This window comes from Streptomyces sp. NRRL B-1347, assembly GCF_000720325.1.
Taxonomy (GTDB): domain Bacteria; phylum Actinomycetota; class Actinomycetes; order Streptomycetales; family Streptomycetaceae; genus Streptomyces.
On record NZ_JOJM01000002.1, the window covers coordinates 57,999 to 80,999 of the forward strand.

A 23,001-nucleotide genomic window follows, 5' to 3' on the forward strand; every position below is an offset into this window, starting at 1 on the left:
AATATCCTACATCGCAACGAAGCCGGAACACCTGGCCTCCCACCACCCAACGACAGAGCAGGGAGAGGCCAGGCGCAACCACAGTCGTTCGCTAGTGATTACTGATGACTACACGGAACGATATCTCCAAATAGTGAGACTTCCCGGCCCCTCCCAATGCCACGATGCCATCATGATCCCCGCGCTGCACAAACTTGTCGCGGCTCGTCCCGTAACCCGTCGCATAGTGCGCGAACGAAGACAGGGACATGGAGTTCTCCACCGTAATTCGTGCCTGGACACCTCTCGGGCTCGCGCGCAGGATCTTGTATGTAGCGGTGTGCGAACCCAGCACTGCCGTTGACATGTTGGAGCTTCCCGTCAGCATCCCCCAGGCATCCGAAAGGAACCTGCCAGCCTTGTTCCCCTTGTCACCGATTGACTCCGACTTCAGGCGGCCAGATTTCTTACCCTTGGCCCATTGCTTCATGATCTCCTTGCGCCGCGCGGCCGTGAGGTCACTCATCGCGACCTGTTGCGCGACTCGACTGTCCTCCCCATACACCTTGTCGCCAGGCAGAACACCTGCCGCCCATTTCATGCCGACAAGTCGAAGGTCGTCACTACCGCCGCCAAGAATTGCATCCTGAGGGTTGCACTTGATCTCCATCGGAGCCATTCCACACGAACGCGCCAGCATGTACTGAGGGCTTGCTATTGCAGCCGGAATATAGGGGAGGTCAGTCGGCTGCGGCCCAGCCAGCGGCCCAGCGGCAACGTCGAAGCATGGCGCCAAGGGGACGACACCACAGGAAGGCCGCCCTCGGGGCATCCCACCTTGAGGCCCACTGTCCGGGTAGTCCGGGTAGGTCGATCCCCAAGTAGCATCTGTGCCGAAGTCCGGAGAGGCATGCTCTTCCTGGAAGGAAGCCTCGTCACCACAGGAACTGCGGTTACACGTGAATGTGCTGCCCATTCCTGATGCATCTGCCAGCGTGATAGGGCTGTTCTCAGAGTAGCTGTAGCCATTGAGGCTGCCTGGCTTCTGATGCTCAAGCAGCGGGTCCACGCTGATGAACTGGCCGGTCGCCGGGTCGTACTCGCGCGCCCCGACGTGCGTCAGCCCAGTCCCCTTGTCCACCGGCTTGCCCAAGAATCCCTTGTCGTCCGGCCAGGCAGGGGTCTTCTCGCCGCGCGGGGAGCCGAAGGGGGACGTGTAGCGCTTCGTCACCGCGTACGTCGTCGCGTCCAGGGCGATGCTCGACGTGCCGTGGTGATCGGCGGCCAGGAAGCTGAGTTCCGTGTCCGCGGCGCCGCTCGTGCCGGTGCGGACCGCGATGGTCTGGCCGTTGGCGGTGTAGTAGCGCGTGCCCGTGAGGGTCTTCTTCGTGCCCTTCGTCGTCAGACGGACTTCCGTGGCACCGAGGTAGAGGACCGTGTCGCCGTCGCCCTTGGCACGGCGGATGAGGAGTTCGCCGTCCGCGTCATAGAGGTAGGCGGTCTCAGCCGTTCCTTCGAGGGTCTTGGCCAGCTTGCCCTCTGTGTTCCACGTGAGGGTCTGCTGGGCCTTCGGCCCGGGGCGCTTCGTGGTGTTGCCGGACTTGTCGTACTCGTACGCGGCCGGGCGCGAACCCGTCGTCTTGGTGAGCGGGTGGGGCTGGCCCTGCGGCGTGCCGTAGTCGTACGACGTGGTCTCGTCACCCGACGACGCGTGCTGGGTCTCGGACTTGCGCTGGCCCGCGTCGTTGTACGTGTACGACGTCCAGTACGGGGCGGCCCCGTCGATGTTGGCCTTGGTGCGCTTCGCCGCGGCGCAGTCCGCCGTCTTCGGGGTCCAGGCCTCGGTCAGGCGGCTGTAGCCGTCGTAGTCGAAGCACTGGTAGTCGGCCTTCGACGTGCCGCCCTGGGTGGTCGCGTCGAAGATCGACGTGACGTTGCCCACGTCGTCCCGCTTGAACTTCAGCTCCTGCGGCATGTAGCCGTGCACGTCGTCGGTGACGTAGGAGCGGGTGAGACGGCGGGTTCCCGCCTCGTAGTCGTAGTTGAGGTAGGCCTTCTTCTCCGTGCTGGCGCCGCTCATGCCGAGCGTGAGCTGGCGCAGGTCGCCCTGCGGGGAGAAGGCGGCGCCGTGCAGGTAGCCCGTGGTGCCGTCCAGGCCGGTCTGCTGGCCCGTGGCGTTGTACTCGTAGCCGATCGTCTCGCCCTTGAGGCCCGCGACGGCGGGCTGCGAGGCCTGGCTGATGGTGCCGTCGAAGCGGTAGCCCGTGCTGAAGGCCAGCTTCTGGGGAACGCCCGCCTTCACGATCGGGTCGTCATCGGGCAGGCTGAGTTCGCTCTCCTTGACCTCGTAGAGCGGGGTGTAGGTGGTGACCTTCTGGGTGTACGCCTTGCCCGTCAGGCCGCCGTCGTAGCGGGTGGCGGTGTCCTGCTGCCCCTTGGCGAGGTCGTCGAAGGTCCAGGCGGCGAGTTTGTTGGCGTCCGTCTTCTCGGTGTGCCACATGCCCGTCTTGCGACCGAGGTCGTCGTAGCCGTACAGCAGCTTCCGGTTCTCGACGTCCTTGGTCGTGAGAGGCCGGTCGAGGCTGTCGTACGTCGTGGTCGTGACGCCCTTGTCCGGGTCGTCCGCACTCACCTGGCGGCCGAACAGGTCGTAGGAGTAGGACCACTTGGCCTTGTCGGGGCCGGTGATCGTCTCCTGCTGGCCGCCGGGCGTGTAGGTGTAGCGGGTGCTCGTGAAGTCGGTTCCGGTCGGCTTCGGGCCGCCGTACTCGCGGCGCAGCACGACCTGGCCGCGGGCGTCGCTGACCTCGGCCGTGGCCTGCCCGCCGTCGGGGGCGCTGGTGGCCACCGCGTCACCGGAGTAGGTCGTCGTGGTCGTCCAGCGCGTCACGCCGAAGTTCTTCGTGACGGCCTTCGTGGCACGACCCGCCGCGTCGTACGTGGTGTCGGTCTGGAGCGGCGCCTGGCTGCCCTCGGTCTGCACGGGAGTGCCGCTCGGCGCGGAGGTCTCGTCCCAGGTGTCGCCCTGGGCACTGACGGCGAGTCCCCGTGTGTCGTACAGCGTGATGCCGATCAGACGGCCGCCCACCGGCGTGGGCGTCTGGGTCTGACGGGGGCGCAGGAGGGAGTCGTAGAACGCGTAGGAGGTGTTGTAGCCGGAGCCGTCGCCCTTGAGGGTGCCGGTGGACACCCAGGACATGGCCTTGCTGGTGACCTTGTAGTCGTAGACGTAGTTGGGGGTCTTGTCGAGCACGCGGAGCCGGTTGGGCAGCCAGACCTGCGTGGTGCGGCCGAGGCTGTCGTACGTCGTCTCCGTGATCTTGTCGTTGGGGTCGGTGATCTTCAACGGTGCGCCGGTGGCGAATTCGACGTCCGTGGTGGTCTTGTGGCCCTTGACGTTGGAGACGCTGCTCGACCTCAGGGGCCCGGAGGCGGCAGGGGTGTAGCTCGACTTCGCCGTGACGAGCCCGTTGGTGTCCTTGACCTCGACAGGGCGCCCGAGCGTGTCGTACGCCGTCGTGGATGTCTTCTGCCAGGACGCGACGTTGTCCGTGCCGTACGACTTCGCCCGGCCGGTCCAGGTCGGCTGGCCCTTGGTCGGCTTCTGGGCGGACGTCCACTTCGTGGCGTCAGGGTCGTCGTAGACAGTGGCCGTGTCGGTCACGACGTCGCCCGGCTTGTCGGAGTCGGCGGGCAGATCGAGATCCGCGACCGTCGTCGAGCAAGGCTTGGCGACCGTACGAGTGCGTGAGGCAAGGGAGTTGATTCCCTTGTCGTCGTTGCGGGCGTACCAGGTGCGGGTGCAGGTCTCGTCGCCCGTGACGGCGTCGTCGCCCTTGTCCTCGACGGACTCGGGCATGCCGTAGTCGTCGTAGGCGGTCTTGACGGTGCGGACACGGTCGCGCGGGGTGTCGCCGCTGGTGACACGGGTGCGCTCGTGAGTGGCGGCCGCGCGGACGAAGTACGCCTCGGTGTCGGCGTACGACTTGTGCTGCGTCGCGGTCCGCTTCGACCACGGGTCGGTGATCGTCGCGGAGACCTCGGTGTCGCCGTTGTAGGTGACCGTCTCGCGCGCGAAGCCCGCGTACTGGTCGGAGTCGGTGATCTCCTCCGCCTTGACGCCCCCGGCCTTCGCGGTCCTGCGCTTGTCCGGGTCGGGGGTCTTGCCGTCGGAGCCGGCGACGCGGTCGCCGTTCATGCCGCGCATGTAGATGCTGACCGTCTTGAGGCGGTCGGTGCCCTTGTCGCCGGTGTAGTGCGTGACCTTCTCGTAGCCGCGCCAGACCGACCAGGTGCGCTCCTTGGCGGGCGTCATCGGGTCGTCGTTGTAGTGCCAGGCGCCGCCGCCGGAGTACTCGTACGCGTGCTGCACGGCTTCCGCGCCACCGCGCGGGTCCGTCGTGGAGACGGAGGTGACGGGGTACTTCTGGAACCAGTCGAGCTTCGGGGTCTTCTCGCCGTTCGGCGACCAGTACACGGGGTAGCAGCGCCGGGTGTTGTCGTCCGGCTTCGGCATCGTCTGGCCCGCCACGCAGTCGGCGGGCTGGTACGAGACGATCGTCTGCGCGCCGGTCTCGGACGTGACGCTGCGCAGGCGCGGCTTGTCCAGGGAGAGGATGTCGTCCGACGCGCCGTCGACCCGGTTGGGCAGGAAGGCGTGCGTGAACTTCACCGGGTCCAGCGAGATGTCGTCGCCGCGCTTGCCGGTGTGCTGGATCTCGTCGAGCCACAGGGACTGATCGGTGCTGTCACCGGTGTCGCCCGGGTCGAGGTAGAGGTGCTTCAGCTTCCAGCTGTCGACCTGCCAGTAGGCGGGCGCGTCCAGTGCGGCGTTCCACGCGTACGTGGTGACGGCCGTCATGCGCTTGCGGGTGAAGAACGACGGGCCGACGTTGCCGGTGCACTTCTTGTCGTCCTTGCAGACGCTGTCGAAGGGTACGTCCGGCCAGTTGTCCCGCTTGTCCTCGGTCAGCTCGTCGCAGCCGGTGCCGGATGCCAGGCAGCGCTCGGCGTAGGTGAAGGCGACCTTGTGGGAGGCGGCGGGCTTGGCGGAGAAGAGGGCGTCGGCGCGCTGGCCGTAGCGGATCTCCTTGAGGTAGCCGCCGCGCGTGTAGTCGGTGCCGGTGTTGTCGTCGCCGAGCTTGTCGTAGTTGTTGTGCTCGGCCTCGTACCAGTACGTCATGGCATTGCCGCGGGTGTCCTCGACGAGGTCGAGGTTCCAGCGCCAGGCCTGCTTCTTGTCCCGGTCGGAGAAGCCGGTGCCGTCGGAGTGGCCGGGCTCGCCTTCGTCGTCGCCGAAGACCGGCACGGTCCAGACCGAGTCGGTGCGGTCGTCCGCCCCCGCGCCGTCCAGCTTGTTGAGGCCGAACGTGTAGGTCGTACCGTCGCCGGTGGTGACCGTCCAGTATTCGCCGTTGTCGTCGCCGTTGCTCGCGCCGCTGTGGCGCTTGACGGTGGACGCGTCGTCGTTCTTCAGCCGCCACTCGCCGCTGGTGTCGTCCTTGACCAGCTCGGTGGCCTTGCCGTTGAGGACCAGCGAGGCGTTGTCGTACTTCCAGCACAGGTCGTACTTCTTGTCGTGCCCGTCGTCCTCGCACGAGCCGTACTTGCGCTCGATGTACGAGGAGGTGAGGTCGAAGCCCTCACCGATGACCGTGCCCTGGTTGTTGGTGGAGGCGGTGCGCCCGTCCACGCTTCCGGAGTCGTAGGAGATCGTCAGATCCGGCGCGGGGCCCGCCGCAGCCGGGGGCGTGCGCAGCGGGTACGACCAGGTGAAGGAGCCCGACGAGCCGCCTGCCTCCCAGGTGGAGGAGGCCGCGAGCGGGGTCGCCTTGTAGTCGCCCGCACCCGACTTGGTGCCTGCGGCCAGGGCGAGGACCATCGTCCGGCCCGCCTTCGCACCGGATGCGGCCGCGGGGAAGGACAGGGCCGCCTTCAGCCGCTCGTCCTTGCGGGCGTTGGTGAACTCGACCGGCTCGCGGGTGCGGCAGTCCGCCTTGCCGGGGTTGTCGAGGGCGCAGTCCGGAAGGCGCAGGGCCTGGAGGCGACCCGCCCAGTCGCCGCCGTACGCGGAGGCGAAGGCCGAGTAGTCGATGCCCAGACGTGCCGTGCCGCCGTCCTTGGGGCCCGTCACCGTGAGGACGACGCCCTTGACTCCGAGCCTCTTCGCCTCCCGCTGGCCGAGGACCTCGACCTTGAGGCGGTCGGCGGCCCGTCGGGGAGCGCCCTTCGCCGCCTTCGGCGTGGAGAGCGTGACCGGCAGCGATCCGGGGCTGGCCTTCGCCGCGCCCGAGTCGGGCAGCTTCAAGGTCGCCGTGCCGCCCTTGGGCCAGGTTACGGTGCGCCGCTGGTCACCGCGGGCCCGCTCGGCCGCCTTGAGGTCGGCCGCCGCGGACTTGCGGACCGCGGCCGCGTTCTTGTCGTTCGCCTTCGCGGTGAACGGGGAGACCTCGGCCGAACGGGGCGCGTCCAGCTTCGGTCTGCCGAGCGGGTCGGTGGCCGCGGATGCCGTGTTCGTGAACATCACCGGGGACAGGAGCCCCGGCAGTAGGGCGAAGCCCGTGACGACGGCGATCCGCGAGCTCCATCGGCGTCTCGCTGATCTGCCGGTTCCGGGCAGCCCGAAGCCAAGCTGTTTCATGTGTGTGTCTCCTCGCGTGCGGCCGCCGCGTCGGGCGGCCGCACGCCTTCGAAACCAGTGAGGGAGAAGAGAGGGCCGCAAGGGAGGCCCTGTCGGCCTACGAGGCCCTGACGGCCTACGTCGAGGGCTCCGCGATCTGGTCGGTGACCTGCTCCCGGTTCATCGCGCCGGCCCACACGCGCAGCTTCGCGAGGTCGCCCGGCAGGTAGTGGCCGGTCTTGCCCTGAGCGGATCCACGTCCCACCGTCAGCGCGCCGTCACCCTGCTGGGCCCTGGCGAGCCCGGCGTCGTCCTCGCCCTGCTGGGCGAACCGGCCGACGTAGAGACGGGCCACGCCGAAGCGCTGATCGCCCTCGTCGTCCGTGAAGTCGAGACCGGCGTCGAAGACCCCGGTCACGTCGACCCAGGTGTCCCACTCCTTCTCACCGATCGTGTCCTCGGCCGGTGCGACCGCCGTCGCGACGACCTTGCCGTCGGCATTCACCGCGGTGCGTCCGAACTTCCACTGGTAGGCGTCGGCGGAAACCTTCTCCACCCACAGCGCCCACGACGACTCCTTGCCGGCCGGCGTGGCCTGCCCGGCGACGAGCGCCCGGTAGCCGACGTCCTTGCCCGCGAACTCGGACTTGGTCAGCCGCACCCGCGCCGAGACGGTGAACGACCCGGTCTCGTCGACGACGGGGCCCCCGGCCTTGGCGTAGCCGCTCTTGCCGTCCAGGACGAGGGAGGTGGCGTCCTCACCGGTCAGGCGGGCGCCGGAGTCGGACAGGTCCAGTGGACCCCGGCGGTAGGGGAAGGCGGCGCTGGACGGGTCGCCCGGGTCCTCCGGGCTCTCGACGACCTGGCCTCCGGAGGAGATGGTGGCGTCCCAGTGCCCGACGAGTTCGTTGGTGGGCAGGCCGGCGCGCTCCAGACGGTTCTCCTCGCGGATCTCGTCCGGCTCCAGCGGCCGCTGCCACGTCGCGACCTCGTCGATCCGGCCCAGGAAGTACTCGGCGTACGAACCGCCCACCTTGGAGCGCCCGACCATCATGTTCCGGTCGGCGGTCCAGGGGGTGTACGTGGACGCCTCGTCCGCGAGCACCACCGGCTTGCCCTGGGCACGACCGTTGATGAAGAGCTGGAGGGTGTCGTCCTTCTTGTCAGCGTTGTCCTGCGTGTCGAAGACGCCGACGAGATGCGTCCAGACCTTCAGCGGCGGGTTCTCCGCGTCGGCCGTGGAACGGATGTATACGGGTCCGTCCTTGTCCTGGTCGGTTCGGTTGAACACCCACTTCTTGAGGGCGGACGAGTAGTAGAGCGTGAAGGCCGAGCCGTGCTCGCCCGGTGCCGACAGCACTACGCGGTTGGACTTGTCGTCGGTCAGGTAGGCCCATGCAGACACCGTGAAGGAGCCCTGTGTGTTGACCGGGACGCCGTCCGTGGAGGCGTAGCCGACCTGCTTGTCGGGGTCGCTCTGGTTGTCGTTCAGGCGCAGCGAATAGTCTCCGGCGCCCCGGCGGCCCAACGTCGACCAGTCGGTGGCGGCCTCGTCGCGCCTCACGATGTCGTGGCGGCTGCCGACCTTCCCGGTGTCGTTCGCGACGGTCTTGCCGGACCCCGGACCGGCGTCGTCGAAGCGCCACCGTCCGGTCGTGCCGTCGGCCGCGCCGACCTTGAAGACGAACTCGGCGGGCGGGCCCCAGCGCACCCGGCCCTCCTTGTCCTTCTTCAGGTCACTGGCCTCCACGGACAGGGTCTGGGTGCCCGCGAGGCCGGGTCTGACCGGGACCGTCGTCATCTCGCTGTTCGGCGCCGACACCGTCCTGGTGGCATCGGCCTCCGACGTCAGGAACCGCCAGCGGTACTGCTTCACGTCCTTGTCCGCCTTGTTCGGCTTGAAGAAGAAGATGCCGCTCTTCCCCGGGCCGCCGTGAGCGTCACATTTGTTGGTGGTGCACTCGCGGTACGGAGCGAACGACTCGATGATCGGTTCCTTGGGCGCCGTCGAGTCGATCCGCAGGTAGCACCACTTCGAGTACGGGGAGAAGAGGTCGCCCTTCTTGCCGCCGTAGACCCAGTGCGACTGGGTGCGCGCCTTGAAGCGGTACAGGCCGCCGTCCGCCCGGTTGGTGGTGGTGATCTCCTCCGTCGTGCCGTCCGGGTCCCAGCCCGAGTCCGGCTTGTAGTCCTTCCAGACCTCGTCCCACGAACCCGACGTCGTGTCCGTGCTGGAGCGCTGCATCACGAACTCGGCCTGGAGGGAGCCCTCTTCCTCTCCCTGGTGCTGTTCGACCTTGGTCTGCACCCGGGCCCGGAGCGTCGGCTTGTCCACCGTGACGGTCACCGGGTCCTTCGCCGGGCGGCACTGCGCCTTGCCGTTGCCCGTGCCGGGGATGGCGCCGACCGACGTCGGCACTCCCGGCTTGTGCATGTACCAGACTTTGAGCTCCGCGTTGTTGTCGAACCGCTTCCAGGCCCGCGGCTCGCCCTCGTCCTTGGCCCGCAGCATCAGCGTGAGGCGCGAGATCTTGCCGTTGGCGAGGGAGCGCACCGTGGAGGTGAGGTTCTCGTCCTTCTCGTCCGGGTTGTCGTTGAACTCGATCCAGGAGTTGGGCTGTTCCGGGCTGCAGAGATTGCCGCGCCCCGCCGACACGTACCGGTCGCCCATCTGGTCGAGCTGCTTCGGGCCCGGCCAGCGCGTGCCCTCGGAGATGTTGTCCGTGCGCTCCAGGTCGATCCAGTGCGGCTGGCAGTTGAACGACCACGTCTCGTACGCGCGGAACGTGGCGTCCAGGACGTGCTTGCCGGCGAGCTTGGAGGCGCCGAACTCGAAGTACATCCGGTCCGTGTAGCCGCCCAGGTCGCAGTAGTACCCGTCCGCGATGCCGCAGCGGCCGACGCCCTTGGGCTCGCTGAACTTCCAGAACTTGTCGCCGTCCGACGACAGCTTCGTCCACTCGGACAGGCCCAGGCCCACCGAGGGGTCGATGAAGACCGGGTACACGGTCTTCTTGCCGCGCAGCAGGTCCAGGTCGGGGGTCACGGAGACCGCGCCGTCCCCGACGGTCACGGGCAGATCCGCGGTCGCGTCGCCCTGGCCGGGCTGCGCCGGGTCGTCGGTGGCGCTCTTCGCCGCGGGACGGTCCTCCGGGGCGATCGCGCGCAGGCCCTTGCGGGTCGCGGGCGCGGGTGTGGTCGCGGTGTCGCCCGCGGAGTCCCACATCTGCCCGGACGGCCCGCGGAACACGGCGTTGCCGTCGGCGTCGACCGCCCGCAGCCCGCCGCCCTCGCCGGGAGTCACGCTCAGGCCCTCGCCGCGCGCGGTGAGCCTGACCTTCTCCAGCTCGGGGCTCGCCGCGGCCTCGGCCGACTTGACGACGAGGACCTCGCGGTAGCCCTCGGCCGTCGCCGTCAGCTGGAGGTCCACGCCCTTGACCGGCACGTCCGCGTACGTGGCGGTCGCACCGTCGAGGGTCGGCTCGGGCAGGGCGGCCGGCCAGCCCAGCTTGAGCCGCTGGCCCTTCGTGCCCAGGGCAAGGAGTCCGGATCCGCTGCCGCCGCCGGAGAAGGCGAGGTCCACCACGGCGGACTTCGGCCCGACGGTGCCGTCGGCACGCTTCTCCAGCGTGACGTCGATGTCGCGCCACGCGCCGCTCTCGCCGCGGGCCCGCTGCGGCTCCGTCGACTGGGTCATGACGAACGAGCCGTCAGGATTCGCCATCGTCGTCGTGTACTCGGTGCGCTCCGACGTGACTTCGACCGGCTCGCCCGTCGCCGCCGCGCGCTGTGACGCGGTCCGCTCCGTCAGCGGCCCGGTCGGCGCCGAGGCGTGCGCCTCGCCTCCGGGAAGGGCGAGCGCGACCGCAGGCAGCAGCGACAGGAGGAGCGCCGTCGCCGACACTCCCCCGATGACGCGTCGTGACCCTCTTCGTTTTCGGGCATGGCTCTGCCCCCACCTCAACTCCACAGTCCCCACCCCAGAGTTACGAAAACTTCACAGTTTGCAGGTGGAGAGAGTTAACGCCCGACGAGTTCCCGGCGTCAATGTGAACCGCGCCACAAATTCAGAAAGCTGTGCAACCCCAACAGGGCGAAAGTGAGCGGAACTTGAGCGTCCGCTGACGTGCACTCTCCCCGTCTGGCGTCACGCGCTCACCACGCTGCGCAAACGGCACCGCAAGGCAACGTCACGAACACGCCATTTCCGAAACAGCCGCGATCCACGGTTTGAGGCGTGCATTCTTTGCCAGAGCGACGTCACAACCCGATCCGAGAGCCGACACGGCCATACGGAATCAGCCACGCGAGGCCGCCGGGGCTCACGCTGCGCACCCCCTTGACAACCAGATTGGTCTGGACCAGCTTGTACGACCAGGCAACAGCGGTGGCCACCGCCCCCTTCCGGCCCGTACGGGCCCTCCCCCCACCGGAGGCAGAAGTGGACCGCGCAGGCATACGCGCACGCAGAAGGAAGAGCAGTGTTCTCGCCGGGATGCTGGCCGCGCTCGGGCTCGCGGTCGCCGGGCTATCGACCGGTGGCGCCGGGAGCGCCGACGCCCGGGACGCCGGAGCGCGGGACGCCGGGGCGCAGACACGGGCCGTGCCCAAGCACGCCGTCACCGGGTACTGGCAGAACTTCAACAACGGCGCCACCGTGCAGCGGCTCAGCCAGGTGCAGGACCAGTACGACATCATCGCCGTCGCCTTCGCGGACGCCACCGGGCAGCCGGGGCAGGTGACCTTCAACCTCGACTCCGCCGGGCTCGGCGGGTACACGGTCGCCCAGTTCAAGGCCGACATCAAGGCCAAGCAGGCGGCCGGGAAGTCCGTGATCGTCTCGGTCGGGGGCGAGCGCGGAAGCGTGTCCGTGAACAGCTCGGCCGCCGCGGGCAACTTCGCCAACTCCGTGTACGCGCTCATGCGGGAGTACGGCTTCGACGGCGTCGACATCGACCTGGAGAACGGGCTCAACGCCACCTACATGACGCAGGCCCTCAAGTCCCTCGCCCAGAAGGCCGGGCCAGGGCTCGTGCTCACCATGGCGCCGCAGACCATCGACATGCAGTCGACGTCCAACGCGTACTTCAAGACGGCCCTGAACGTGAAGGACATCCTCACGGTCGTCAACATGCAGTACTACAACAGCGGGGCGATGCTGGGCTGCGACGGGAAGGTCTACGGCCAGGGGTCCGTGGACTTCCTGACCGCGCTCGCCTGCATCCAGCTGGAGGGCGGGCTCGCGCCGTCCCAGGTGGGCATCGGGACGCCCGCGTCACCGCGCGGGGCGGGCTCCGGCCACGTCTCGCCGACCGTCGTGAAGAACGCCCTCGACTGCCTGGCCCGCGGCACCGGCTGCGGCTCGTTCAAGCCGTCCAAGACCTACCCGGGCATCCGCGGCGCCATGACCTGGTCGACCAACTGGGACGCCCTGAACGGCAACGCGTGGTCCAACGCCGTGGGCCCGCACGTCCACGGCCTGCCGTAACCCGGACCCACCTCCGGGGGTGCCGCGGCGCCGCGGTACCCCCGCGGATCAGAAGAAGCTGCTCCAGTCCTGGTCCGTGATCTGCTTGACGCACAGCACCAGGAACAGCAGGCCCGCGATCGCCAGCATGCCGTTGCTGATCCAGCCGTTGCGCCACTCCGCGGGCGTGCGGGACGAGTTGAGCAGCCAGATCAGGGTCAGGGCGAGGAAGGGCATGAAGGCCGCACCCAGGACTCCGTAGATGATGATCAGGCGGAACGGCTGCCCCTGGAAGAGCAGGACGATCGGGGGGAAGGTCAGCCAGAGCAGGTACGCGCGGAAGGGCAGCGAACGCTCGCGGGCGCCGGAGGCGACCTCGGCGCCGGACCCGGCAGCGCCGTCCGCGCCCGTGCGGGACTTGCGGTAGTGCTCCACGAAGTCCGCGAACATCAGGCTCACGCCGTGCCAGACGCCGATGAGCGAGGTGAAGGACGTGGCGAAGAAGCCGATGAGGAAGAGCTTGGCGGTGGCGGTGCCGTACTCCTTCTCCAGGATGTCGCTCAGCTGGACCAGGCCCTTGTCGCCGCTCGCGAGGGCGACGTTCGCCGAGTGCAGCAGCTCCGCGCCGACGAAGAGCATCGCCACGACGAAGATCCCGGTGGTGATGTACGCGACGCGGTTGTCCAGGCGCATCACCTTCATCCAGCCCGTGTTCGTCCAGCCCTTGGCGTTCACCCAGTAGCCGTACGCGGCCAGCGTGATGGTGCCGCCGACACCGCCGATGAGGCCGAGGGTGTTGAGGACCGAGTCCTTCTCGTCGGGCAGGACGGGGAGGAGGCCCGCGACGGCGTCACCCAGGTTCGGGGTCACGCGGACGGCCAGGTACACCGTGACCACGAACATCACGCCGACCAGGACCGTCATGACCTTCTCGAACACGTCGTACTTGTTGAACCAGACGAAGACCAGGCCCACCACACCGGTGAGCACCGCCCACCACTTCAGGTCCATCACGTCGGGGAACAGGGCCTGGAGCGGCAGGCCCGACGAGGACATCGCGGCCGCGCCGTACGCGAAGCCCCACACCACGACGTAGACGACGAAGAACCACGTCGTCCAGCGGCCGAGGCCGGCCCAGCCCTCGAAGAGCGTGCGGCCCGTCGACAGGTGCCAGCGGCCCGCCGCCTCCGCGAGGGAGATCTTCACAACGCAGCCGATGACGGCGGCCCACAGCAGCGTGTAGCCGAAGTTGCTGCCCGCGATCAGCGTGGCCACCAGGTCGCCCGCGCCGACCCCGGTGGCGGCGACGACGATGCCCGGACCGATGTACTTCCAACTGGACTTGCGGGGCGCGGACGCGACGTCCCCGCCAGTGATGGGTCCACCTTTGGTTTCGGCCATGCGATCAAGAAAGCGCACGGACGCCCGGTGCACAAGGGGTCGTACGGCAGCGGACCGTGGGACGCGGGAGGCGCGTGCTCCGGCCGCGCGGGCGGCACGCGGCCGCCGGACGGCCCGCACACAGGCACCGCACGGCCACCGCACAGTCGGCTCAAAGACATGTTGACCAGAACATGCCATCCCAGGACCATGGGCCAGCACGGGCCGTGCCCACCCGGCACCCCGCGCGCTCGTGCCACCCGCACCACATGCGTCGCAATGCACCACCCCCACCCCCACAGGAGCATTCATGCGACTTCGCATACGCGGAAAGAGATCAGCCGCTCTCGCGGCCGTGCTCGCCCTCGCGGTCGCGGCGCCCCTCAGCGCCAACGCGTCCGACAGCTCGTCCCCCTCGGCCAGGAAGGCCGCGGCCGCCGCCGCGGCCGAGGACGAGATCCGCCAGTACTCCGTGCCCGGCCCCGCCACGCGCGCGGCCCGCACGACGCTCGCCGCGACGGGCGTGTCCATCGACGAGGCCGACGACCACGGGGTCGTCGTCTCCGCGAACGCGGCCCAGGCCAGGAAGCTGCGCGCGCTCGGGTACACGCTCAAGGCGCTGGCTGGGCCGCCCGAGCGCACGGGCGACGGGCCGGTGCGGGTGCGGGACTTCCCGCCCGCCGACTCCCGCTACCACAACTACGCGGAGATGAACGCGGAGATCGACCAGCGGCTCCAGCAGTACCCGAACATCATGAGCAAGCGCGTGATCGGCAAGTCGTACCAGGGCCGCGACATCGTCGCCATCAAGATCAGCGACAACGTCGGCACGGACGAGAACGAGCCCGAGGTCCTCTTCACCCACCACCAGCACGCCCGTGAGCACCTGACGGTGGAGATGGCCCTCTATCTGCTGCGCGAGTTCGGCGCGGGCTACGGCAGCGACGCGCGCGTCACCAAGATGCTCAACGAGCGCGAGATCTGGATCGTGCCGGACCTCAACCCGGACGGCGGCGAGTACGACATCGCCACCGGCTCCTACCGCAGCTGGCGCCTGAACCGGCAGCCCAACCCGGGCGGCGCCACCGGCACCGACATGAACCGCAACTGGAACTTCAAGTGGGGCTGCTGCGGCGGCTCTTCGGGCACCCCCGGCTCCGAGACCTACCGCGGCCGCGCCCCCGAGTCCGCACCCGAGGTCAAGGTCGTCGCGGACTTCGTGCGCAGCCGGGTCGTCGGCGGCAAGCAGCAGATCAAGGCGGGCATCGACTTCCACACGTACAGCGAGCTGGTCCTGTGGCCGTACGGCTACACGTACAACGACACGGCGCCCGGCCTTACCCAGGACGACCACGACGCCTTCGCCACCGTCGGCCGCAAGATGGCCGCGAGCAACGGCTACACGCCCGAGCAGTCCAGCGACCTGTACATCACGGACGGCACCATCGACGACTACCTCTGGGGCAGCCAGAAGATCTTCGGCTACACCTTCGAGATGTACCCGAGGTCCGGCGGCGGCGGCTTCTACCCGCCCGACGAGGTCATCGAGCGCGAGACCTCGCGCAACCGGGACGCGGTGCTGCAACTCCTGGAGAACTCGGACTGTATGTACCGCTCGATCGGGAAGGAACAGCAGTACTGCTCCGGCCAGTGACCTGGCACGCGTAGCCCCTGGGGTCCTTATTGATCACTCACAGGGGTTGATTCCCGGCGCCACATGCATATCGGGGCAGTTCAGGCGCAGCCTCTCGGCGGGTGATCACAAAAGCGGATCACCCGCTGACCGGACTACGGAGAGGAAGTGCTCTGTGCGCGCTGTGTCCTCCATGCTTTCGATGCTCTCGGCGTCCCCAGGACCCTCGCGGCGGCGAGCCGCGCTGGCCGCTGTCGGCGCGGTGACAGGAGTGGTGCTCGCCCTGGCGGCGGACGTCGCCAGGGCGGCGGCGACCACCGGTTCCCGGGCGGGCCGCTGCTGCGGGATGCGCCGCCCGCTGCGGGTGCTGAGCCGGCGGCGTAACGATCAGGCACGGCCGGTTCGGCGGCCGGGCCAGGAAGGCGCGGTACCGCGCCAGCCGTGAAACGGCGCCGGAGCGGGGGCACTCGGCGATCCGCCGGGTGCCCCCGCTCCGCGTCGGCCACGCGGCGGGCCGCACGAAGGGCCCGTGCGCGGTGGGCTATACGAAGAGGCTCACCAGCGCCGCGACCGCGAAGCCCGCCACCGAGAGGACCGACTCCAGGACCGTCCAGGTCTTCAGGGTGTCGCGCTCGGAGATGCCGAAGTACTTCGCCACGATCCAGAAGCCGCCGTCGTTGACGTGCGAGGCGAAGATCGAGCCCGCGGAGATGGCCATGATGACCAGGGCGGTGAAGGCGTTGGAGTAGTCGCCCTCGGCGAGCAGGGGGGCGACGATGCCCGCCGTGGTGACGATCGCGACCGTCGCCGAGCCCTGGGCCACGCGAAGGACCAGGGAGATGAGGTAGGCGAGGACGATGACCGGCAGGCCCACGTCGTTGAAGGTGTCGGCGAGGGCGCCCGCGACCCCGCTGCCCTTGAGCACGGCGCCGAAGACCCCGCCCGCGCCGACCACCAGGAGGATGTTGCCGACGGGCTTGAGGGACGCCGTCGACACCGTCTCCAGGGACTTGCGGGACCAGCCGCGGCGGATGCCGAGCAGGTAGTACGCCATCAGGAGCGCGATCGTCAGGGCGACGAAGGGGTGGCCGAAGAACTCGATGACGCTGCGGAGCGTGGACGGGTCGAAGGCGATCGAGGAGAACGTCGCGAGCAGGATGAGAAGCAGCGGGGTGCCGATGATCAGGAAGACGGTGCTCAGCGCGACCGGCTCCTCCGTCGGGGTCAGGCCCTGCGCGCGCTGTTCCTCGGCGACGGCCGCCTTCGCCTCCTCGGAGGCCTCCAGCATGTCCTGCGGTACGGGGACGAAGATCCGCTTGCCGATCCAGGCGGCGAACACCCAGGCCGCGAGCACGGCCGGGACGCCGCAGACGACGCCCATGAGGATGACCCAGCCGAGGTCCACCTTCAGCAGCCCCGCCGCCGCCACGGGCCCGGGGTGCGGGGGCAGGAAGGCGTGCGTCATGGACAGGCCCGCCAGCAGCGGCAGGCAGTACAGGAGGATCGACTTGCCGCTGCGCTTGGCGGCGGCGTACACGATCGGCGCGAGGACGAAGATGCCGACGTCGAAGAAGACCGGGATGCCGAAGATGAGGCCGGTCAGGCCCATGGCCACGGGGGCGCGCTTCTCGCCGAAGAGGTCGAGCAGGCGCCGGGACAACACCTCGGCCCCGCCGGAGACTTCGAGGATCGCGCCGAGCATCGTGCCGAGGCCGATGATGATCGCCACATGGCCGAGGATGCCGCCCATGCCGCTCTCGATGAGCGAGACCGCGTCCGACTTCTGGACGGTGCCGAAGAGTTCGGTGACCGAGAGGCCCGCGGCGAGTCCGACGGCTATCGAGACCGCGAGCAGCGCCACGAACGGCTGGAGCCTGACCTTGATGATCAGGAAGAGCAGGAGCAGGATGCCGAGGGCCGCGACGGTCAGCAGTCCCGCCGTGCCGTCGATCAGGGCCATCAGGCCACCGGTGTGCGGAGGCTGCGGCGGGTCGGAGGCGGCGAGCGCGGTGAGGGCTCCGGCGGAGCCCGAGGGGGCGAACGGGGACATCGTTGACCTCGTAAGTGCATGGGGCTTTCTGGGCAGGGGGGATCGCGGTGGGGCGCCCCGTGGGTGGCGGGCGCCGCTCCGTGACGACAGACGTGCGGTGGGGGGTGTCCGGCGCGGCGGGCGCGGGCGGGGATGGGCCCGCGGCCGCGGCGTCGGAGGTTCAGCGCGGGCTCGGCGGCGCTGACGGGCTCGGCCGGTGCCGAGCGGGCTCAGCCGAGGACGGCCAGCGCGTCGATCTCGATGAGGAGGCCCTTGGGCAGGCCCACGTAGACCGTGGTGCGGGCGGAGGCGGGGGCCTTGAGGCCCTGCTCCTCGAAGTACTGGTTGTAGATCTCGTTCATCTCCGCGAAGTGGTCGACGTCCGTGAGGTAGACGCGCATCATCATCACGTCGTCCCAGGTGGCGCCGCCCTCTTCGAGGACGGCCTTGACGTTGGCGAAGGTCTGCAGGGTCTGCTCGCGCAGGGTGGGGCCGGCCGGGGTCGGGGCCTTGCCCTCCTCGGCGGGGAGGAAGCCGACCTGCCCGGCGACCTGGAGGATGTTGCCCTTCTTCACGCCGTGCGAGAACTTCGCGGGCGGGGTGGTGTGCGTGGAGGGCGTGATCGCGGTCTTCTGGGTGTTCTCGCTCATGAACTTGCTTCCTTGATAGGGGCCTTGCCGGAGTACTCCCGGCTGATCGCCTCCGCCGTGCGGCGCACCAGCGGGAGCAGGGTGAGGAGTTCCTCCGCGGTGACGACGACGTTCGGCGCGGACACCGACATGGCGGCGACGACGCGGCCGTCCGCGCCCCTGATGGGCGCGCCGACGCAGTTGATGGACTCCTCGTGGCCACCGAGGTCGGTGGCCCAGCCCTGTTCGCGCACCAGCGCCAGCTCCCTGAGGAAGGCGGCGGCGTTGGGCGTCGAACGGGACGTGTACGTGGGGTAGTCGAGCTTCTCGGCGATCACCCGGCGCTCGCTCTCGGGGAAGTCGGCGAGCAGGAGCTTGGCGACCGCGGCGACGGTGATGGCGACGGACTTGCCGATGCGCGAGTACATCCGTACCGGATAGCGGCTCTCGACCTTGTCGATGTAGACGACCTCGCCCTCCTCGTACACCGCGAGGTGGACCGTGTGGCCGCACTTCTCGTTGAGCGCGAGGAGGTGGGGGTGGGCGATCTCGCGGACGTCGAGGTGCTCGACGGCCTCCTGGGCGAGCGCGAAGAGCCGCGCTCCCAGGCGGTAGCGCTGGTCGGACTGGCGGAAGACCAGGCCGTGTTCGTGCAGCGTGCGCAGCAGGCGCAGGGCCGTGGACTTGTGCACTCCGAGGCGGTCGGCGACCTGCCCCAGGTCGGCGGGTCCCTCGGCGAGCAGGGGCAGGATCGTCAGGGCTCGGTCGACGGTCTGGCTCATGGCGTACGTACCTCCTCGGCGGCCCCGGGACGGCGCGGCTCTGCCGTCCAGCCGGGGCCAAGGCGCAGTGTCTCCCAGGCGGCGGGGTCCAGGGCGGCGAGCGCGTCGGCGTGCTCGCGCGCGGGGGGCGTGGCGAGGTCGCCCGGCACGGTGAGGGCGGCGGCGGCCATCAGGTGGCCGTGCCGCAGCCGTCGCTCGGGCGCCAGGCCGCGCAGGGTGCCGGACAGGTATCCGGCGGCGAAGGCGTCACCGGCGCCGACCGGGGCGACGACGTCGACGCGCAGGGCGGGGACGAAGGTGACGGTGTCGCGCCCGGTCTCGGGGTCGGTGACGAAGGCGGTGGCGCCCTCGGCCCCTTGCTTGACGACGAGTTGGGCGGGTTCGGGGAGGGCGGCGCGGATGGCCGCGGGCCCTCCGGTGAGCTGCCAGGCGGCCGCGGCCTCGTCGACGCCGACGAAGACGAGGTCGGCGCCGCGCGCCAGGTCGAGCAGGACGGCGGGGCTGCGGCCGCCCTCGGGCCACAGTCCGGGGCGGTGGTTGACGTCGAAGGAGACGAGCGAGCGGCGGTGCCGTCCGGCCGGCCGTTCGCACAGGTCCCGCACGAGCGCGAGGCAGTCGGCGGAGAGGGCGGCGGTGATGCCCGACAGGTGCAGGACGCGTCCGCACCACAGCGCGTCGGCGGTCAGCGTCCGCGGCGACATCGCCGAGGCCGCGGAGCCCGCCCGGTAGTAGACGACCTCGTGGGCGACGGCGTCGCGGTCGTCGGCGGTGCGGAAGTAGATGCCGGTGGGCCTGCGCGGGTCGCGCCCGACGGCGGAGGTGTCGACTCCGTACGCCCCGATGGCGTCGACGAGGTGGTCGCCGAAGCCGTCGGCCCCGACGCGGCTGACCCAGCGGGCGCGGTGCCCGGCGGCGGCGAGCGCGCAGGCCACGTTGGACTCGGCGCCGCCGATGCCCCGCTCGAAGGCGGGCACGTCGGCGAGCCGTCCCGGCCGCGTGGGCAGGAAGGTGACCATGGACTCCCCGAGCGTGACGACGTCGAAGCCGCCGTCCGCGGCACCGCCGTCCGCGCCGCGGGAAGCACCGGCCGGGGCTCCAGGGGCAGTCCCGCCCTCGGGCACCTCGCCGGTCGCGGCCTCGGTCGCGTCTCGGTCTGCTCCGGTCACGCTCGTGTCAGCCCTTCGTTCGTCGTTCGCCGCACGCTCGACGGCCGGGTGGGAGCCCGGATCGGCGGGCCCCGAAGGCCCGGGAGCCGGGGTGAGCCCCGGTCAGGGGACCGGGCCCGGATCCGTTGACCCGGCGTTGGCTCGGATGTTAGACAGCAGTAAGCGACATACGCAATGAACGTTGCAGTATATGCAACGCATCTCTGAGGAGGCGCCCATGGCCGCCGACACGCCCGCCGCCGCACCCTCCGGCACGCCCGCGGAACGCGCCGCGACCGCGCTCGCAGGGCTGGCCGAGGAACGGGTCGACCACCGCTTCAAGGGACTGCCGCCCGACGCCGCGGGCCTCACCGTCGGCGAGCTCGCGGCCCAGCGCCGCAACCTCTTCACGGACGGCTTCACCACCCCCGTCCTCGCCCTCTCCGCCGAGCGCCTCGAACACAACCTCGCGCTCATGGAGCAGTACGCGACCCGCCACGGCCTCGCCTTCGCGCCGCACGGCAAGACCTCCATGGCGCCGCGCCTGTTCCAGCGTCAGATCGAGCACGGCGCCTGGGGCATCACGCTCGCCGTGCCCCACCAGGTGCGGGTGGCACGGGAGTTCGGCATCCAGCGGATCTTCCTGGCCAACGAGCTGGTCGACGCCCCCGCGCTGCGCTGGCTCGCCCAGGAGCTGGCGCACGACGCGGACTTCCGCTTCCTCTGTTACGTGGACTCCGTGCGCGGCGTCGAGCTGATGGACGCCGCGCTGCGCGACGCCGGGGCGGGGCGCCCCGTCGACGTGGTCGTCGAGCTCGCCGCGGGCGAGGGCGCGCGCACCGGCGCCCGTACCGAGGCCGACTGCGCGGCCGTCGCCGACGCCGTCGCGGCCACCGGCACGCTGCGGCTCGTCGGGGTCGCCGGGTACGAGGGCGAGGTGCCGGACCCCACGCCCGAGCGGGTGCGGGCCTATCTGCGGCGGCTCGTCTCGCTCGCCGCCGACTTCGACGCGGCGGGGCGGTTCAAGGCGGGCGGGCTCGACGAGGTCGTGATCAGCGCGGGGGGCTCCGCCTGGTTCGACGCGGTCGCCGACGTCTTCGCCGACGTCCCGCAGCTCACCCTGCCCGTCCTGAAGCTGTTGCGCTCCGGCGCCTACGTCTCCCACGACGACGGGCACTACCGGCACCTCACGCCCTTCAACCGCGTGCCCGACGAGGGGGCGCTGCACCCCGCCTTCCGGCTGTGGGCCCAGGTCGTGTCGCGGCCGTCGGCGGAGCAGGCCTTCATCAACACGGGCAAGCGGGACGCGGCGTACGACCTCGATCTGCCCGAGGCGCAGGCGGTGCGCCGGGGCGGGGTGGAGCGGGCCGCGACAGGGGTGGAGGTGCACGCCCTCTCCGACCAGCACGGATGGGTGCGGACCTCCCCCGAGGCCGACCTGGAGGTCGGCGACTGGCTCGGCCTCGGGCTCTCCCACCCCTGTACGTCCTTCGACAAGTGGCAGCTGATCCCCCTGGTCGAGGCGGACGGAACGGTCACGGACTACATCCGCACGTACTTCTAGCCCGCGGCGGGACGCCCCTGACCCACCCCTTGATCCAGCCCCTCCGGCGTGTGAGGAGCGAGGTCCGGGGCGGAGCCCCGGTTCGGGAAGGGGCGGGTCTGGGGCGCCCCGCGAGGGACCACCCACCCGCACCCACCAGAGAGGCACCCCATGGACCTGGTCATCCGCGGAGCGCGCGTCATCGACGGCTCCGGCGACGCCGCGTACGCGGCCGACGTGGCGATGGAGGACGGACGGATCACAGAGATCCACCGCGAGGGGGAGGCGGGCCCCCGCCCCACGGGGACCCGCGTCCTGGACGCCCGGGGCCTCGCCCTCGCGCCCGGCTTCATCGACATGCACGCGCACAGCGACCTCGCCCTGCTCCGCGACCCGGACCACAGCGCGAAGGCGGCCCAGGGCGTCACCCTGGAGGTCATCGGCCAGGACGGCCTGTCGTACGCGCCCGTGGACGACCGCACCCTCGCCGAGGTCCGCCAGGCGATCACCGGCTGGAACGGCGACGGCAGCGACATCGACTTCGACTGGCGCTCGGTCGGCGAGTACCTGGACCGCCTGGACCGCGCGCACGGCGGCCGCGGCATCCCCGTCAACGCCGCGTACCTCATCCCGCAGGGCACGGTCCGGATGTACGCGATGGGCTGGGAGGACCGGGACGCGACCCCGGCCGACCTCGCGCGGATGAAGGAGCTGGTCGCCCAGGGCATGGAGCAGGGCGCCGTCGGCATGTCCTCGGGCCTGACCTACACCCCCGGCATGTACGCCAAGGACGCCGAACTCACCGAGCTGTGCCGCGTCGTGGCCTCGTACGGCGGCTACTACTGCCCCCACCACCGCAGTTACGGGGCGGGCGCCCTGGAGGCGTACCGCGAGATGGTGGAGCTGACCCGGACCGCCGGGTGCCCGCTGCACCTCGCGCACGCCACGATGAACTTCGGCGTGAACAAGGGCAAGGCCCCGGACCTGCTCGCGCTCCTCGACGAGGCGCTCGACGGCGGCGCCGACATCACGCTCGACACCTACCCCTACACACCGGGCTGTACGACGCTCGTCGCGATGCTGCCGAGCTGGGCGAGCGAGGGCGGCCCCGAGGCGATCCTGTCCCGGCTCCGGGACAACGAGACCGCCGAGCGCATCCGGCACCACATGGAGGTCATCGGCTCCGACGGCTGCCACGGCGTGCCCATCGAGTGGGACACCATCGAGATCTCGGGGGTGTCCGACCCGGGGCTCGCGTCCTGCGTCGGCAAGACCATCCAGCGCTCCGCCGACATGCGCGGCGAGGAGCCGTGGGTCACCGCGCGGCGGCTGCTGCTCAACGACCGCCTCGGCTCGACGATCCTCCAGCACGTGGGCCACGAGGAGAACGTCCGCGCGATCATGCGGCACCCCGTCCACACCGGCGGCAGCGACGGCATCCTGCAGGGCTACAAGCCGCACCCGCGCGCGTACGGGACGTTCCCGCAGTACCTCGGCAAGTACGTACGGGAGTTGGGGGTGCTGTCACTGGAGGAGTGCGTCGCGCACCTCACCTCGCGGGCCGCCACCCGGCTCCGGCTGCCCGACCGCGGGTACGTGCGCGAGGGCTACCGCGCCGACCTGGTCCTCTTCGACCCGGAGACGGTCGCGGCGGGGTCGACGTTCGACGCGCCGCGCACGGCGCCCGTGGGCATTCCGCACGTCCTCATCGACGGGAAGTTCGTGATCGAGGACGGGCGGCGCACGGACGTCATCGCGGGACGCGCCGTGCGCCGCACCGCCTAGTTCACGCGGT

11 protein-coding genes are annotated in these 23,001 nt (G+C 70.1%); 4 read left to right on the top strand and 7 right to left on the bottom strand.

Annotation, left to right across the window (positions count from 1 at the left end; translation table 11 throughout):
* Positions 1–91: 91 nt before the first annotated feature.
* Together IG74_RS0101820 and IG74_RS0101825 are read right to left on the bottom strand one after the other, a co-directional pair.
* Positions 92–6,619, bottom strand: coding sequence for an RHS repeat-associated core domain-containing protein (locus tag IG74_RS0101820; RefSeq protein ID WP_234334177.1), 6,528 nt, complete (start codon positions 6,617–6,619; stop codon positions 92–94).
* 115 nt (positions 6,620–6,734) lie between these two features.
* Positions 6,735–9,440: a LamG domain-containing protein gene (locus IG74_RS0101825; RefSeq protein ID WP_234334186.1), complete on the bottom strand. Its 2,706-nt coding sequence runs from the start codon at positions 9,438–9,440 to the stop codon at positions 6,735–6,737.
* A gap of 1,599 nt (positions 9,441–11,039) precedes the next feature.
* Between IG74_RS0101825 and IG74_RS0101830 the strand changes: the two genes are divergently transcribed.
* Positions 11,040–12,086: a chitinase gene (locus IG74_RS0101830; protein WP_030668382.1), complete on the top strand. Its 1,047-nt coding sequence runs from the start codon at positions 11,040–11,042 to the stop codon at positions 12,084–12,086.
* Positions 12,087–12,134: 48 nt separating this feature from the next.
* Here the strand turns inward: IG74_RS0101830 and IG74_RS0101835 are convergent, their stop codons facing one another.
* Positions 12,135–13,466, bottom strand: a complete 1,332-nt coding sequence (locus tag IG74_RS0101835; RefSeq protein WP_030668385.1) for an Nramp family divalent metal transporter — start codon at positions 13,464–13,466, stop codon at positions 12,135–12,137.
* A 289-nt stretch (positions 13,467–13,755) separates the two neighbouring features.
* On the opposite strand from IG74_RS0101835, the gene IG74_RS0101840 reads away from it, so the two are divergent.
* Entirely contained in the window at positions 13,756–15,099 is a 1,344-nt protein-coding gene (locus tag IG74_RS0101840; RefSeq protein WP_030668388.1) for a M14 family metallopeptidase, read from the top strand.
* Between the two features lie 520 nt (positions 15,100–15,619).
* On the opposite strand, the gene IG74_RS0101845 is transcribed toward IG74_RS0101840, so the two are convergent.
* From IG74_RS0101845 to IG74_RS0101860, 4 genes are all read right to left on the bottom strand, one after another.
* Positions 15,620–17,128 carry a gluconate:H+ symporter gene (locus IG74_RS0101845; protein WP_030668391.1) on the bottom strand — a complete coding sequence of 503 codons (1,509 nt, stop codon included), beginning with the start codon at positions 17,126–17,128 and terminating at the stop codon, positions 15,620–15,622.
* A gap of 209 nt (positions 17,129–17,337) precedes the next feature.
* Entirely contained in the window at positions 17,338–17,757 is a 420-nt protein-coding gene (locus IG74_RS0101850) for a RidA family protein (protein WP_030668394.1), read from the bottom strand.
* Positions 17,754–18,518 carry an IclR family transcriptional regulator gene (locus IG74_RS0101855; RefSeq protein WP_030668398.1) on the bottom strand — a complete coding sequence of 255 codons (765 nt, stop codon included), beginning with the start codon at positions 18,516–18,518 and terminating at the stop codon, positions 17,754–17,756. The genes IG74_RS0101850 and IG74_RS0101855 overlap by 4 nt, the downstream gene beginning before the upstream one ends.
* The gene (locus tag IG74_RS0101860; protein WP_078868501.1) at positions 18,515–19,684 is read right to left on the bottom strand and encodes a sugar kinase; all 1,170 of its coding nucleotides are present in this window, start codon (positions 19,682–19,684) and stop codon (positions 18,515–18,517) included. The genes IG74_RS0101855 and IG74_RS0101860 overlap by 4 nt, the downstream gene beginning before the upstream one ends.
* A 217-nt stretch (positions 19,685–19,901) precedes the next feature.
* Between IG74_RS0101860 and IG74_RS0101865 the strand changes: the two genes are divergently transcribed.
* Both IG74_RS0101865 and IG74_RS0101870 read left to right on the top strand, forming a co-directional pair.
* Positions 19,902–21,227, top strand: coding sequence for an alanine racemase (locus tag IG74_RS0101865; RefSeq protein WP_051854442.1), 1,326 nt, complete (start codon positions 19,902–19,904; stop codon positions 21,225–21,227).
* 150 nt (positions 21,228–21,377) lie between these two features.
* On the top strand, positions 21,378–22,991 hold the full coding sequence (locus tag IG74_RS0101870; protein WP_030668405.1) for an N-acyl-D-amino-acid deacylase family protein: 1,614 nt from the start codon (positions 21,378–21,380) through the stop codon (positions 22,989–22,991).
* Positions 22,992–23,001 lie beyond the last annotated feature (10 nt).